Origin of the sequence: Cellvibrio sp. QJXJ, from assembly GCF_024452345.1 — a bacterium.
Classification (GTDB): domain Bacteria; phylum Pseudomonadota; class Gammaproteobacteria; order Pseudomonadales; family Cellvibrionaceae; genus Cellvibrio.
The window spans coordinates 2,809,510-2,824,518 of the sequence record NZ_CP101662.1; the positions used below are offsets into that span (position 1 = coordinate 2,809,510).

The window sequence follows — 15,009 nt, forward strand, 5'->3', positions numbered from 1 at the left end:
TAATGGCTCAATATTTATTGGGTTGATAAAAAACGGCGCAAGTGAAAGCTTGCGCCGTTTTTTATAGTGACAGTCATAACAACACAGGGGAAAACAGAAACTTTATTTATTTTTACTCGTGGCGATAAAAAAATCCCACATTACATCATTGGCTGAAATCACCTTTGATGGTGGCTCACTGCCACGGGGTTTTGTGCCACCCGGCCAGGAATGCCCGCCAGTATCGGTCACACACAACTGCACCGCTACACTCGCCTGGCATTGCGAATACTGCTCGCAATAGGCTCTCGGCTTTTTTAATACCGACTGCGGTGTTGTATTACAGCGATTGAGGTTGACCCATTTGGCGATAGTATCCGGCACTGAAACAAAATCAGTCACTTTGGATTCGTCGCGGAATTTTTTCCCGGCGCCGCCATTAAACAATACCCGGTCATCGTTTTTAGCGTGAATGTGCAACACAGAAACCGGCTTGGGCGGCTGGCAATTAAGCGTGCCATCGGTTCCGGCCACTGCCGCAATAGCCGCGAAGGTATCAGACATTTCGCACGCCAAGCGATAGGACATCATGCCGCCGTTGGACATCCCGGTTGCAAAAATCATCTGGCGATTGATATTCAGCTCGCGCGTTACACTGCCAATTATTTTCTTCACAAATCCGACATCATCGATATTTTTATCGCGTGCATCGGCACAGCAGCTGCCTGCATTCCAGGTTGCAAATTTACCGGATTTAAATTTGCTATAGCCATTGGGAAATACCACCACAAACCCTTCGGCCTCGGCTTTTGAAATCAAGCCGTAATATTCATCCTTGGCCATGTAATCCATATCGCCCCCACCGCCATGGAATGCTAACAACAGTGGCGCGGCGGTTGATGTTTGATATGCTCGGGGAACATAAATGCGATAGGTGCGCGTGAGGCCATGGTATTTGAGTGAACGCACATAATCACCCGGCGCATGGATTTTTGCCGCTGCAGATGCATCTGTATCCTGTCGCGCCTCGCGCCGCTCAGCCACCCGCTGTTTGATACGCTCACGCAACGTCGTATCGGTATTTTCATCCTGCGCAAAGGCTAACGGCGGTAATAACAAACAAAAAACCGCACAGAGTGCGGCAATGCAGGGAGATATGGAGTTTTTCAAGGCTGATAAAGTATTCACAAGGCACACCATAGATGATGTTGAAAAGATACTTTTAACCAAAACAAGATTAACTGAAACTGACTAGACTACTCATTCTTTGTATAAGACGCTAAACACTTTGGTGTTTACCACCCAAACTGGCCGCAATAAAAACACAGAGAAAAACCACAATAAAATGCGGTGCAAACCAAATGAAGTTGGTAGCAGAAAGATTTTCCAACGTAGGAAGTGAAAACAGAAAAACATGCGAGAGGATTAGGTCAGCCACAACAAATCCAATCGCCACGTACAGCCATTTTAAAGATGTGATTCTTAACAGCAGATAGGCAGCAATAGCCGACAGGACCCCAATTCCAAGCAATTGAACTACGAACAATTCCCACACAAAAAGCACTGGGAAATTCGCTGAGTTTTCGTTTGCCCAATCAGCAATGGAACCCGGCAGCACAATTGCCGCTGTGTAACCAAGAATAAAGTAAGCCGCAATATAAAAAACAATCGCGCCCAACACGGCGCCAGCGAGAATGCTTTTAACTTTTGCGTTCATGAAGACCTCCATTTCGTTTACGGTTTAAACCGTTGATTTTCCATCTTTAATTTCGTTTAAACGTTTGATAAGTTCCGGATCTTTGTTTATTAGCCCATCAATAATTTCACTGCATTTATGAAGCTGAGTATCACCCAGATAATTACTGAGACTAACAAAACAAAAAACAATCCCCAGCGCAAGTGAATATACAGCATTGAGTTCGGGCATAAATTGAAAATACGAATTGCAGAGTGCAGTTATTGCAACTACAGCATAGACATATACGTTTATTTTTAGGCTTCTTTTAAGCGAAGCCACAAACTTAAGCTCTTTATTCGTCACAAAAACCTCCTGTATTTTTAGCCGCTATTGTGTGTGGAGGGCAATATAGCGGCTGACTAAACCACCCCACCACAATTTCCAGCACCGAATTACACAGCGAATTACTCCGTCTTCGCCGGTGGCACATAGCCTTCAGCTTCATCCACTTTGTCACCGGACAAAAACTTTTCCATTTGTTCGGTTAAATATACTTTGGTGCCCATGTCCATTACGTTTAGCCGTTTTTCGTTGATGAGCAAGGTTTGATGGGCCATCCATTCTTGCCAAGCTTGTTTGGAAATGTTGTTAAACAAATCCATGCCTTTGGCACCGGGGTAAGGGGGCATGTCCAGACCTTCCATTTCAGTTTTGTATTTGCGGCAAAAAACCATTCTGGCCATAAACTTTCTCACTTTACTTTTTTAGCGGTTGATGTGCGTTTGGTTGCACTTGGTGGGGCGCTGTTACGCGGGTCGAGCTGGGCGATTTTTTCCAGCAGTTTTTTAACCGGTGCAGCGAGGCCCAAGGCATCAGGTTGGTGGGGATTGTACCAGTGTGTGGCGGCCTCACCGATAGCCCGTGGGCTTTTGGCGAGCTGGATCAGTACCGGGGTGATATCCAAGTGGTAGTGGCTAAAGGTGTGGCGATAGCTGTTCCATGTTTCCAATGCGATGACTTTGCCGTAGTGATCCTCCGCGTATTCCTGCGCATCTGCCGCTAACGCCAATTCCGGGAAGCTCCACAAGCCGCCCCAAATACCTTGCGCGGGACGTTGTTGCAGCAATAAATCGCCCGCCGGATTGCGCAGCATTAATAGCTGCACGGATTTTTCCGGCAGGGCTTTTTTCGGTTTTTTGCCGGGGTAGTCCTGCGGGTTGCCCTGTGCGTAGGCGATACAACCTTCGCGCAAGGGGCACTGTTCGCACTTGGGTTTGCTGCGCGTGCAGACGGTGGCGCCCATGTCCATCATCGCCTGGGTGTAGTGATTGGCGCGCTTTTTGGGCGTGTAGGTTTCGGCGATGTCCCACAGTTGGCCCACCACATCGCTCTGCCCCGGCCAGCCTTCCACCGCGTGATAACGCGCGAGTACACGTTTGACGTTGCCATCCAGAATCGCGGCGCGCTGTTGAAACGCGATGCTGGTAATCGCACCGGCGGTAGAGCGACCTATGCCGGGTAATTCGGCGAGCGCTTCCACGGTCGCGGGAAATTCACCGCCGTATTGATTCACGACCTGCTGCGCACATTTATGCAAATTGCGCGCGCGGGCGTAGTAACCCAAACCCGTCCATAAATGCAGCACTTCATCAATCGGCGCGGCGGCGAGGGATTCCACCGTAGGGAAGCGCGCAATAAAGCGTTCAAAATAAGGGATCACGGTAGTGACCTGGGTTTGCTGCAACATAATTTCTGACAGCCACACGCGATAGGCGCTGATGTCTTGTTGCCAGGGCAAATGTTTGCGCCCGTATTGATCAAACCATTTAAGAACACGGCGGGAAAAATCTTGGCTCATGGATAATTCAGCGGTCATAGAAACGGGAAGGGACATGTATGTAACAACTCTGGCGAGGCTGCGCTGAGTGCAACCAATTGCTGATAAGAGTTGTGAGTTTACCACCGCCCCCGTGAGGGCGCGCGGTGGTGTGTTTGTTACCGGTAGTAATCTATTATTTTACTCAACAACAGGTTCAGTCGCGGCGGACGATGCTGCTGCCGAAGCGGGTGTTTTAAACAATTTATTCTGCAGTTTATTAATCAGCTCCTGCTTTTTGTCCTCCACTTGTTGCTTCACTTCCTGTTTTTTCTCTTCCACTTTTTGTTCAGCCGCTTCGATTTTAGCGCCGTGTTTTTCACGCAGTTTGTACTCGGCAAAATCTTTGGTTAAATCGCCCAGTGCATTCTTGTCAAAACCACAATCTTTCACCGGATCAATCGCACCAAAGGAACCTTTGCAGAGCAGTAGCGAGAGGCCGCGATCGACCCAATAATTAGTGGTGCCCAGACTACAACCTTTGAGTTGCGCCGCTTCACTGGCGGAGGCGATTTTAATCGGCAATTTAAATTCGTATTTGTCGTTCGCCAGATTAATTTTACCGGTACTGGCCAGCAGCAACTGCGACACACCGGCGTTGAAACTGTTGAGACTAATCACCTGATCGCGCCAAACGATATTGCCATCCAGCTGACGCATTTCGGTAAAGGCGTCCCAGGTCACTTGCTCCTGATTTTGCGTAACCAGATTCACCAATTTGCAAAATTGCTCTTCAATATTGAGCGGCGCTAAACGCACCTGCGCGCCGGAAAAGTTAGCGGTGCTGTTCATGGAGGTCATTAACTGATTCACCGTGGCGCCTTGCGCCGTACCTTGGGTATTGGCCTGAATCGCGCCGGAGAGCGCCATTTTTTCATCCATCTGCAAATCTTTTAACAGTGGCGCCAATTCAAAACCCTGCACCGCGCCATCAAAATTGAGTGCGGCTTTATCGCTGCGGGCGTCGGTTTTGCTGGTGAATTTCACATCACCGCTGTAAGCCTTGGCGGTGAGGCTTTGATTGACCACGCCATTTTTAGCATTCACCGTGAGCAGAATATTTTCCAGCGCCATTTGTTTGATAATCATGCGCTGCAAGGCAAACTTTGCATTCAGATTTAACCCGCGAATCGCCTCCAGTGGTAAGGGGGTATCTTCCTGCGCGGCGGTGGATTCTGTTGCTTCCACCTCACTGGGCGGCGGCAAATAATCATCGACATTAATGCTGTCGCCTTTGAGATCCACCTTAAGCGCGGTGTTAGCCAGATCGGTAATCGCCAAGGCACCATCAAAACGGGTTTTATCCAACTGCATCACCAGATTCGTTAATTGCAGCTGCTGGTCATTGCCATCAATCGCCGCCGAGAGGCTGAATTGTTTCAAGGCATCGCTATTGGCGGTTTCCAATTCGGTGCCGAGCGCGGCGAGCAGCCCGCGCAAATTGGTTTCCTTCACGCTGAGCTGGCCTTTGTATGCGGGTTTGTTTTGCACATCACTCAGCGCCATTTGATAGCCAAGCACCAGCGGCGCGGCCTTGCCCACCCCCAACTGCAATTCGCCGTCACTCAGGGTGATATCGCTCAGCTGGGCATCCACACTCAGGTTATTGTTGAGTGCGATATCCAACAACAACGGCGCAGCACCGTCTTGCGCCATTTCTACGCTCAGTGCGAGGGTCAATGGAAAAGGCTCGGCGCGGGTATTCACGTCACTCAGGTGCAAATTAATAGCGCGCAGTGCCAGTTTCTGGCCGCTTTGAGCATCGCTGTAGTTCACTTGTGAATTGGTGAGACTGATGTCCTGGATATCCAGGGTTAAATCCGCAGGAGCGTCGGCGGGTGTTTCGGCGGCGGGTTTGGCATCACCTTCATCACTGTTAGTTAAGGCCTCCCAATTGCCTGTGCCCGCTTTATCCACCGCGAGATTAATACGCGCGCCATCGACCAACAGGTGATCGACCTGAAAATCCCCCGAGAACAAAGGCATTAACTTCAGCAGCAAGCTGGCGCGGGTTAATTCCGCCAGCGGTTGTTGCGGCGTTGCTAGCGCGGCCACACTGAGGTCATTAATTTCTACCCCGATGCTTGGCCAGAGGTTCCAGCCCAAATCGCCTTTGATGGACAGGGCAATGCCCTGCTCCTTGGCAGCATTTTCGATATGCGGTTTAAAACGATTGACATCCACCAGCATGACGAGCGCGAGCACAGCAATCACCGGAATGGCGATAAGAGCGAGCAGTATTTTTCCCAAAGTCTTCATAGGGACTCCTTGTTAGTAAGCGAAAAAACGTGGTTATCAATAACCAAAAGCTTGTGCGGTAAGCAGAGGGTTCAAGAGGGATCAACCAACTGCAGACCGCTGATATCGGGGTTAAGCGGTTTCACCTGGGGTTTGAGCTGGCCCAGATCGCTGCCAGCGGGCGCCAAGCCAAAATCGACCGGGCCGACCGCTACCGGTACCACCAGTGGACGCTCATCCTCGCGCAGTAAATCGGCGCCGGCTTCAGCAATATCCCAGTCTTCCAGTTCGATCTCCACCAGTGGCAGGGGCAGATGATCTTCATCACTCAGGGTAGCGCCCGCCTCGGCCACCACCAGATCCGGCACCGCCACAGTAGCCACTGGTATGGGTGCGACCTCCGTAGCATCCAATAAGTTTCCACTTTGGGCGCGCAGGCTCAGGCCAGAGAGATCCACCGCCACCGGTGCGGCTGCTGCAGGGCGCTGGTCGGCGGGCAGTAAATCCGCGCCCGCCGGTGCAATCGACCACACTGGCGCTATTGGCGTAACGGGGGTAATCGCTGCCGTCGCAGTAGAGTTATTGACGGGTGCTGGCGCCACCGGACGGACAGGTGCCGGTTTGGGCGCGGGCGCCGCCGTAGCCGGGCTGCTATCGCTGGGGCAGATTTCCACCTGCGCGCCCGCCTTGAGTAATACTTCGCGATACTTATTGGCGGTCGCTTCATCCAGCTTGCGTTTGAGTGGAACGGGGCGGCCGGTAAACAGTGCATCCACCTTGGCGGCATCCACTTTAAATAGCTGCTGCAGCTTGAGTTTGACCTCCGTTAATTGGTGACCAAACACAATATCGCCGCGAAAAATAATGTCGAATTCAGAAGTGCTCATCGCAATAGGACTCGCTAGAAGAGTGGCAGATGCAAGGATAATAGCACTCCTGCCTTTGGCTGCGGGCGCGGTGGGAGCACCAAGCCGCCGGTGTGATAACAAGCGCGATAACCAGTGCACAGAATGTAACCAATCAGTCTTAGGGACAACTGGCACAAGGCAAGAAGCGGAACCATACTCTATACCTGACCCACTCAGGGAGTAATAACGCCATGCTGCCTTTCATCGATAAAAAACTGCAGGATAATCGCTTCACCGGCGATCAACTCATCAGCCCGCACGGCAACGCGCGCATTAAGGTAGAGCAGGATATCGCCTTCCTCACTGACCGCATTACTGCGATGAAAAGTCAGGCGCGCCCTAATCCCATGTTGATTGAGCACTATCAATCCATGCTCAAAAGCCGCGAATCCGTGCTCAAGTGGTTAATGGACGGCTGCGATGACGAAACCTCCAGCCTGCCCGGCCAGCGCAGCGCCTGACCATCAAATGGCTGACGGATCATCACTCAAGTGATGATCCATATCCAACGCGGGTGCCTCGCCCTTGGGGCGCCCGATAGGTTTAGCTGGCACACCGGCAACGGTGGTGTGCGGCGCAACTGCATCCAACACCACACTGCCCGCCCCGATTTTTGCCCCCTCGCCAATTTCAATATTGCCCAGAATTTTTGCCCCGACACCAATCAATACCCCGCGCCGGATTTTAGGGTGGCGATCCGTTTTCACACACCCGCTGCCCCCGAGGGTGACGCTGTGCAGCATGGAGACATCGTCCTCAATTACCGTGGTCTCACCAATCACCACACCCGTCGCATGGTCAACCATAATGCCCTGACCAATTTGTGCGCCGGGGTGGATATCCACATCAAAGGCTTCAGAGATTTGGTTCTGGAAATACAGCGCCAGCGCCGTACGCCCCTGCTGCCACAGCCAATGGGCAATGCGCCAGGATTGCAGCGCGTGATAGCCCTTAAAAAATAAAAACGGCATGGAAAATTTATTGCACGCTGGATCGCGCTCGCGGTGCGCGCGAATGTCGGCGCGCATCGCCCGCTCAATGTTTGCGTCGGCATTCATCGCCTCGGCAAATACATCGCGCAGCATCATCGCCGGCAGCGCCTGACTGTCCAATTTATTGGCGAGATGAAAACTGATCGCCGCCGCAAACGAGGCGTGATTTAAAATCGTGGCGTGATAAAAACTCGCCAGCACCGGCTCATCTTTACTCGCTTGTTTGGCCTCGGTGTGAATTTCCTGCCACACGTCCAGGTCGGGCGGAAATATCGCCCCCGCAGATTGCATAACCATGCTTAACCCTGTTGCAAAATTAACGGAATTAATTCATCCATCGAAAAAAATACGGTCGCACCCAACGCGCGCATTTCATTTACCAAACAATTGTCGCTGCCATCGTGATTGGGCGGGCAATAACCTAAGGGGCGCATGCCCGCTGCCACCGCCGCTTGAATACCGGTCAGTGAATCTTCCACCACAATTGCCTCAGTTGCAGGAACACCCAGAGTTTTGGCGGCGTGCAAAAATAAATCCGGCGCGGGTTTGCCGCGGGTGACATCTTCAAAACTGAAAACACGCCCTTGCACATAGGGCATGATGCCGGTTTTGTTGAGCGTCATGCGCATTTTTTCATGTTTGCCGTTGGAGGCCACACAAAAGGGAATCTTGTGATCGCGCAGATAATCCAACACCGTCATCACGCCGGTTACCGGTTCAAGTTGCTGCTCACACACCACCAGGGTTTGCAGTTGCACCTGCCGCCAAAATTGCGCGCCGCGTTCAGCTTTTTCGCTCTCGGCCAATTGCTGCCAATCGGCAGCCGATGACAACTCATCGGTAATCATGCGAATACAATCCACCACCGATTTGCCGCGATAGGTTTCCAAAATATAATCCAGGCTGCGTTCAACACCCACCGCCTTTAAACAATCCACCGACACCTGTGCCGAGATAATTTCGCTGTCCACCAACACGCCATCACAATCAAAAATAACCAGCATGAGTACCTCGTAAATGCCGCCAACAATAATAAAAAAACAAAAATGAGAAAAAATAAACGATAAAAAAATCAGCTAGCTCGCAACGCGGGATAGGGAGTTTTTAGCAGCAACCATAACCCCGCGATTAAAAACACCAACAGCGCCGACATGCCGATACGCGCCGAATCAGCGTAGAGCGTTAAGCTCGCCACCGCCATGGGGGCTAAAAATGCCGTCGCGCGGCCAGACAGTGCATAAAGCCCAAAATAGCGACCGGCTTCATCGGCGTTAACACTGCGCGCCAGATACGCACGCGATGACGCTTGCACTGGCCCAAAGGCGATGCCAATTAATAACCCAAAACCGATATACACTTTTTCTGCTGCGGTCGCGAATAATCCGCCGCTATCTGCGGTGGATAATGACACCCAGCCAAACAGCGAATAACCCGGCCCAGTGGAGACTATGCCAAAGGTAGCCACAATCAACAGCAGCAAACTCATCAGCACGACGGTTTTGGAACCTAACTGTGCATCCAACCGGCCAGCATAAGCACAGCCGCCAATCGCCACGACTAATAACAAAATGCCGTAGATACCCATCTCAATGGTTTGCCAACCAAACATGCTCGCTGCAAAAGTACCTCCCAATGCCAGTAAGCCATTCACGCCGTCTTGATACACCATGCGTGCGAGTAAAAAGCGCAGCAGGGATTTACGCTGCATCGCTTCCGCCAGGGTGGATTTTAATTCGCGCAGCGTGCCGCTAATTGCGCGCAACAATGAAACGCCGCCATGGGAATCGGGGGTAAATAAAAACATCGGCACAATAAAAATTAAATACCAGAGCGCGGCATAGGGGCCGGTGATGCGCGCATCTTCACCTTGAGTCGCATCCAGGCCAAACAGGGGCTTAATGCCCAACAAGGTTTTGCCCGTTTCAGGGCTGCCAGCCAACAGCAGCAACACACTGAACAGCACCACCAAACCGCCGAGATAACCGAGCCCCCAAGCGAGATTGGAAACGCGGCCAATATCCTGCGCGGGGATCAGGCGCGGCATCATGGAATCGTTAAACAAAATCGAAAATTCAGCGGCGACCATCGCACAAATCACACACACCATAGGCAACCATAACGCGGAGCCGGGCGCCGCAAACCAGAGTAGCAGTAGCGCGGTAATTTTGATCAGCGCAAAAAAAGCGATCCACCGTTTGCGCGCGCCGGTGGCATCCGCGACGGCGCCTAATATCGGCGCTAAGAGCGCGATAATCACCCCGGCGATGGTCACGGTATAACCCCAAGCCGCCTGACCTTGCACTGCATCTTCAGCCAAGCGCGAGACAAAATAAGGCCCGAAAATAAAGGTAATCACCACCGTAAAAAATGGCTGCGCGGCCCAGTCAAATAGCATCCAGGAGCGAATAGCCAATTTGGATGCCGGTGGCTGATGTTGCACTGGCGAATTATTTGCACGCGGCGAGGCGATAGAAGAATCAGTCAACACTAAAATCCTGTCGTGTATTTAGGGGCTTTTGGTTTAAGGCGTAGTGATACCAATAAAACGCTGATAAATTTCACTCAGGTTTTCCAGTACGGTATTTTTTAATTGCAACTCCGTCACTTCCAATTGCTCACGCAACAAGCTTTCGGAATATTCCCGGGCAAATTGATTGGCCAGTGGTGCATAACTTAGATGCCAGGGCTCGGGGGCTATGCCGCCGCAATCCTGCGCGTAAGGGCGAAAAAAATCACCGGTAGAAGTACACAACTCCTCGCTCAACCAGCAATGAAATTTTGCAAAAGGGCCATCACCTTCCGTCTCTGCCACCGTGAGCTGCAATTGATAATCAGGCGCAATGCGCGATGCATCATACACATCAATATCGGTGCCCCAGTGATGGCGCGACGCGCCGGGCAATGCCGACCAGCGCAGAATCGCCAGGACAATATCCCGCTCGCTCATGAGACTTAAATCCAGCGGTGCTCCGGCGCTATCCAGCACCGGGCGCAACCCCAATGCCTTGTTATTCCAGATCATCCGCTGGCGCTCAAAACTGCGATAACTGCTGGCAATTCGCAAATCAAAACCGGCGGCTGCCGCGCGTGTTTGCAAACCTAGCAACGGGGTTTCCAACGCGCGATGCACACGGCATTGCAGCGCAGGTAATTCAATTAACTCGCGCTCATCCAGCCCGAGTAATAATTGTTTCATCCAATTGTGCATAGCTATTAATTATCCAAATTTTTCCACGCTCATGATCACCGACACTAAGCGCGGTAGCGCACAAACTTCGCGCTGGCACTCAATATTGCGTAGCTAATTTTTTGACCGAAGCCCCATAAAAAGAATTGCACCACTAAATCAAGCCTGTAAGATAAGGCCCGCAGTAAACGGAAAATTTGAACACAACATCCGACAACAATAATGGAGAGTCGCACTGTATGACAGCCTGTCAAAGTGAGTTATTACAGTTAAAGAATCTGGGCGTAGCATCGGTCAATATCCTCCGCGCAATAGGGATTAATACCCACGCGGATCTCAAGCGTCTGGGGGCAGTAGAAACTTATCGCCGCATTCGCGCCCGCAATATTAATGTATCCAAAGTCATGCTCTACGCCCTTGAGGGTGCACTGATGGATATTCACTGGAACGACATTCCCCCTGACCTTAAAGCCCGCTTGGTGCAAGAAGCCGAACAACCCGACGAGCTAACTCACGCCACCGCATAAATAAAAACCACATCTGTGCGCAGATGTGGTTTTACACGCAGTTTTTTCTCCGTCACAGGCTACACTAAAACTTTGCCTAATTTAGTGTTTTTGTCGCCGGGGATTCTATGCACCTTTCAACCAAACAATCCGAATTAATGTCCGAGCTGGCCGCCAAACTGGGCGCGCTGACTGAACTCATCTGCACACCGGTAACACCGGCTGAGGAGCCTTTTCGGGTCGCCGCGAGCGATGACATTTTTGCCGATATCGCCCCCACCCGCCTGCTGCGCCTCATGGAAGGCCAGGTCGATTATTACCTGCAGGGCAAGCTGGTCATGCATTTTGAGGCGGGCGACCTGCTCGGATTGCCGCGCTCACTGAACTTGCCGCAAGGCCAATTCAGCTGCAGCAGCCCGGTGGAACTAGTGGCCTACGAACGCGACGCGCTGGTCGAGCAGGCCAACAGCGACCTGAAATACCAGCGCAATTGGACTTACTTTTTGGTCTGCTCCATCAGCTACTTTGAGCAGGCACTCACCCAGGAACTGCGTGGTGAATTCCAACCTGTCGCTGGTTTTTTACACTTCCGCAGCGGTGAAACCATTATCCAGCAAGGCGATACCGCAGATCAGGTATATACCCTGCTGGAGGGTTCCGCCAAGGCGGTATGCGATGGTGTCACTGTGGGGCAGATTCACCCGAACGAAATTTTTGGCGCCCTCGCCGTATTCACTCGCCAACCACGGATGGCTTCGGTGGTGGCGACCAGTGATTGCACTGTACTGGCGGTACGCAAAGAGGAGTTTATCGCCTTGATTGAGCATCAACCCCAGATTTGCCTGGGGCTTATCGAGGAAATGGCCGCCAAAATTAACCAGCTAAATAGCCAGTTACTGCAACTCAAAAGCCCGGAACTTTAAAACACCCCCACAAACAAGAATTATTCTCAAAAAAGACTTGACCGAACAAATGAGAACGATTATCGTTAATTCGTTGCTGCGGATTTCTCCCCACAGCAGCTGAGCGGAATTGATGATCGCCCTGCAAGTCGATTGTTAAAACGGCTCACCCCTTGGGACTTTCTCTGCGAGCATTTCTGCACAAGTCTCTTGGCTAACACGGTTGCTTGGGCCGCCCCTGTGGCGGCCATTTTTCTTTTGCCGTGATTTTTTGCGATTCTTAACCTGCCGCGATTGAAATAATCCCTCCCTGCACACATATACTCCCCCGACGCTGCGTATAAACCAGCGCATCAACTTCTATGGGAGATCCTATCGTGTTACGTATTGGCTTGTTTCTGTTAACGAACATCGCGGTTCTGGTTGTTGCCGGCATTGTGCTCAGCCTTTTGGGTGTAGGCAGCTATCGCACAGCAGGTGGACTGGATTTGCAGAACCTGCTGGTATTCTGTGCGGTCTTTGGTTTTGTCGGCTCCTTTATCTCGCTGTTCATTTCCAAGTGGATGGCAAAAAAGACCATGGGCGTGCAATTGATTGACCAACCCCGCAATGCCGATGAGCAATGGCTGGTTGATACCGTGGTAGAGCTGTCGCAAAAAGCGGGTATTAAAACCCCGGAAATCGGTGTATTCCCCGCACAGGAATCCAATGCCTTTGCCACCGGTTGGAACCGCAACGCGGCACTGGTGGCGGTGAGCCTTGGCCTGCTGCAACGCTTTGAGCGCGACGAAGTGAAAGCGGTGTTAGCGCACGAAATCGGTCACGTTGCCAATGGCGATATGATTACTCTCAGCCTAATCCAGGGTGTGGTGAACACCTTTGTGATGTTCTTTGCGCGCATCATTGGCGACTTTGTCGACCGTGTATTGCTCAAGAATGAAAGCGGCCGTGGCTTTGGTTTTATGATCGCCACCTTTGTCGCTGAAATCGTACTGGGTGTTTTAGCCTCGATGATTGTGGCGGCCTTCTCCCGCTACCGTGAATTCCGCGCCGACCACGCCGGTGCTACGCTGGCGGATCGCGGTGCTATGATTCGCGCCTTGCAACGCTTGCAAGCTGAAAGCGGCGCCGGTGCAGAAAGCCAAATGCCAAGCAGCATGCGCGCTTTTGGTATCAGCGGTGGTATGCGCAGCCTGTTTGCCAGCCACCCACCGCTGGAAGCGCGTATCCAAGCCCTGCGCGACGCCGCCTAAGTACGAGGATCGCCGCATGACACTCTGGCGCTGGCTGCTTGTTACCTTAATGATTGGCGCCAGCGCCTTGAGCGCTGTCGCCAATGCTTTTTCCACCGATGATGAGCGCAATAGCATGGAGGTGTTTGACGCCGCTCGCCCGAGCGTCGTTTTTGTCACCAACCAACAGCTGGCGCGCAACCCCTACTCGTTTGATCTCGTCACGGTGCCACGCGGTTCCGGCACCGGTTTTGTGTGGGATGAACGCGGTTACATAGTCACCAACTACCACGTAGTAGAGGGCGCCCGTCAAATCACCATCACCCTGCAAGATCAATCCAACTGGCCCGCCGAAGTGGTGGGTTTAGCGCCGGAGCGGGATTTAGCCGTACTGCGGATTAAAGCGCCCGCCGACCAGTTAACCGCTTTGCCACTGGGTGACTCAGCCGACCTGCGTGTTGGCCGCAAGGTGTTAGCCATTGGCAACCCTTTTGGGTTGGATGCCACCCTGACAACGGGTGTGGTAAGCGCCTTGGGGCGTGAAATTGAATCGCCCAACCAACGCAAAATTACCAATGTGATCCAGACGGACGCCGCCATCAACCCCGGCAACTCGGGTGGGCCGCTACTCAACTCCGAGGGCAAGCTGATTGGTGTGAATACCATGATCTATAGCCCTAGCGGTGCGAGCGCTGGCATCGGCTTTGCGATTCCAGTGAATACCGTAAAAGAAGTGGTGCCGGAGCTGATTAAACATGGCCGCATCGTGCGCCCCGTATTGGGCGTAGCGGTGGCACCCGATCACTGGGCGCAACAAATTGGTATTCAAGGCGTGCCCATTTTACGGGTAGAACCCAACTCCGCCGCCGCGCAAGCCGGTCTGCAAGGCGCCAAACGCAATAGTTGGGGGCAAATTAGTTTGGGAGATGTGATTGTGGCGATTGAGGACTATCCGGTCACCAACGACGATCAACTACTCAGCGCTCTGGAGCATTACAAACCCGGTGATAAGGTTAATGTCAGTGTGGTGCGCGATGGCAAACTACTCACCCGCAAATTGCGCCTGACTAGCCCTGACTAGCCCCAACCTGAGTTGATATCTGTGACTGCATTGATCCCCCTGTGCACGCTTGACGAAATACCCGAGGGCAGTAGCAGAGGGTTTGTGCAGGGCGATCTGAAACTGCTGGTGGTCAAGCAGCAGGACAAGATAGTTGTCTATCGCAATGCCTGCCCCCATTTGGGTATACCGCTGGAATGGGTAGAACACCAGTTTCTGGATAGCAGCGGCACCATGATCCAATGCGCCAACCACGGCGCACTGTTTGTGATCGACTCAGGTAAATGTGTGGCCGGGCCCTGCGCTGGCCGCAAGCTTGAGGCGATTCCTTTTCGCATCGACGACAACCAGCTGTCGATTATTCGCTCGTAAATTTGGGTAAACCCCATCGTATTAATGCAGTGCAACAGCTAAAGTGATTACCAATTTGTAATACAATATTAATTATCTT

Annotated in this window: 17 protein-coding genes; 6 read left to right on the top strand and 11 right to left on the bottom strand. The window is 52.1% G+C overall.

Features of this window, described 5'->3' with window-relative positions; translation table 11 throughout:
- Positions 1–102 precede the first annotated feature (102 nt).
- From NNX04_RS12330 to NNX04_RS12360, 7 genes are all read right to left on the bottom strand, one after another.
- Entirely contained in the window at positions 103–1,167 is a 1,065-nt protein-coding gene (locus NNX04_RS12330; protein ID WP_261945949.1) for an extracellular catalytic domain type 1 short-chain-length polyhydroxyalkanoate depolymerase, read from the bottom strand.
- Positions 1,168–1,258: 91 nt separating this feature from the next.
- Positions 1,259–1,696, bottom strand: a complete 438-nt coding sequence (locus NNX04_RS12335; protein ID WP_261945950.1) for a hypothetical protein — start codon at positions 1,694–1,696, stop codon at positions 1,259–1,261.
- Positions 1,697–1,720: 24 nt separating this feature from the next.
- Positions 1,721–2,020 carry a hypothetical protein gene (locus tag NNX04_RS12340; RefSeq protein WP_261945951.1) on the bottom strand — a complete coding sequence of 100 codons (300 nt, stop codon included), beginning with the start codon at positions 2,018–2,020 and terminating at the stop codon, positions 1,721–1,723.
- A gap of 101 nt (positions 2,021–2,121) precedes the next feature.
- Positions 2,122–2,400 carry an oxidative damage protection protein gene (locus tag NNX04_RS12345; RefSeq protein ID WP_151054613.1) on the bottom strand — a complete coding sequence of 93 codons (279 nt, stop codon included), beginning with the start codon at positions 2,398–2,400 and terminating at the stop codon, positions 2,122–2,124.
- Positions 2,401–2,408: 8 nt separating this feature from the next.
- The gene (mutY, locus tag NNX04_RS12350) at positions 2,409–3,551 is read right to left on the bottom strand and encodes an A/G-specific adenine glycosylase (protein WP_261945952.1); all 1,143 of its coding nucleotides are present in this window, start codon (positions 3,549–3,551) and stop codon (positions 2,409–2,411) included.
- Between the two features lie 123 nt (positions 3,552–3,674).
- Entirely contained in the window at positions 3,675–5,792 is a 2,118-nt protein-coding gene (locus NNX04_RS12355) for an AsmA family protein (protein WP_261945953.1), read from the bottom strand.
- 71 nt (positions 5,793–5,863) lie between these two features.
- A complete protein-coding gene (locus NNX04_RS12360) occupies positions 5,864–6,658 on the bottom strand; it encodes a hypothetical protein (protein ID WP_261945954.1) in 795 nt (264 codons plus the stop codon).
- Positions 6,659–6,870: 212 nt separating this feature from the next.
- Between NNX04_RS12360 and NNX04_RS12365 the strand changes: the two genes are divergently transcribed.
- Entirely contained in the window at positions 6,871–7,140 is a 270-nt protein-coding gene (locus tag NNX04_RS12365) for a hypothetical protein (RefSeq protein ID WP_007639851.1), read from the top strand.
- Positions 7,141–7,143: 3 nt separating this feature from the next.
- On the opposite strand, the gene cysE is transcribed toward NNX04_RS12365, so the two are convergent.
- The 4 genes from cysE to NNX04_RS12385 form a co-directional block, all read right to left on the bottom strand.
- Entirely contained in the window at positions 7,144–7,968 is an 825-nt protein-coding gene (gene cysE, locus NNX04_RS12370) for a serine O-acetyltransferase (RefSeq protein WP_261945955.1), read from the bottom strand.
- Positions 7,969–7,970: 2 nt separating this feature from the next.
- Positions 7,971–8,675 (bottom strand): HAD family hydrolase, encoded by a 705-nt coding sequence (locus tag NNX04_RS12375; protein ID WP_261945956.1) that lies wholly within the window; start codon positions 8,673–8,675, stop codon positions 7,971–7,973.
- A 68-nt stretch (positions 8,676–8,743) separates the two neighbouring features.
- Positions 8,744–10,156, bottom strand: coding sequence for an MFS transporter (locus tag NNX04_RS12380; protein WP_261945957.1), 1,413 nt, complete (start codon positions 10,154–10,156; stop codon positions 8,744–8,746).
- 36 nt (positions 10,157–10,192) lie between these two features.
- Entirely contained in the window at positions 10,193–10,867 is a 675-nt protein-coding gene (locus NNX04_RS12385; RefSeq protein ID WP_261945958.1) for a M15 family metallopeptidase, read from the bottom strand.
- Positions 10,868–11,097: 230 nt separating this feature from the next.
- On the opposite strand from NNX04_RS12385, the gene NNX04_RS12390 reads away from it, so the two are divergent.
- The 5 genes from NNX04_RS12390 to NNX04_RS12410 all read left to right on the top strand — a co-directional run bounded on the left by NNX04_RS12390 (position 11,098) and on the right by NNX04_RS12410 (position 14,930).
- On the top strand, positions 11,098–11,385 hold the full coding sequence (locus NNX04_RS12390; protein ID WP_007639843.1) for a TfoX/Sxy family protein: 288 nt from the start codon (positions 11,098–11,100) through the stop codon (positions 11,383–11,385).
- Positions 11,386–11,492: 107 nt separating this feature from the next.
- Complete coding sequence (locus tag NNX04_RS12395) at positions 11,493–12,287, top strand: Crp/Fnr family transcriptional regulator (RefSeq protein ID WP_261945959.1); 795 nt, start codon at positions 11,493–11,495, stop codon at positions 12,285–12,287.
- 356 nt (positions 12,288–12,643) lie between these two features.
- On the top strand, positions 12,644–13,519 hold the full coding sequence (gene htpX, locus NNX04_RS12400; protein WP_007639841.1) for a protease HtpX: 876 nt from the start codon (positions 12,644–12,646) through the stop codon (positions 13,517–13,519).
- 16 nt (positions 13,520–13,535) lie between these two features.
- On the top strand, positions 13,536–14,579 hold the full coding sequence (locus tag NNX04_RS12405) for a S1C family serine protease (protein WP_261945961.1): 1,044 nt from the start codon (positions 13,536–13,538) through the stop codon (positions 14,577–14,579).
- A 21-nt stretch (positions 14,580–14,600) separates the two neighbouring features.
- Positions 14,601–14,930 (top strand): Rieske (2Fe-2S) protein, encoded by a 330-nt coding sequence (locus NNX04_RS12410; RefSeq protein WP_261945962.1) that lies wholly within the window; start codon positions 14,601–14,603, stop codon positions 14,928–14,930.
- Positions 14,931–15,009: the final 79 nt, after the last annotated feature.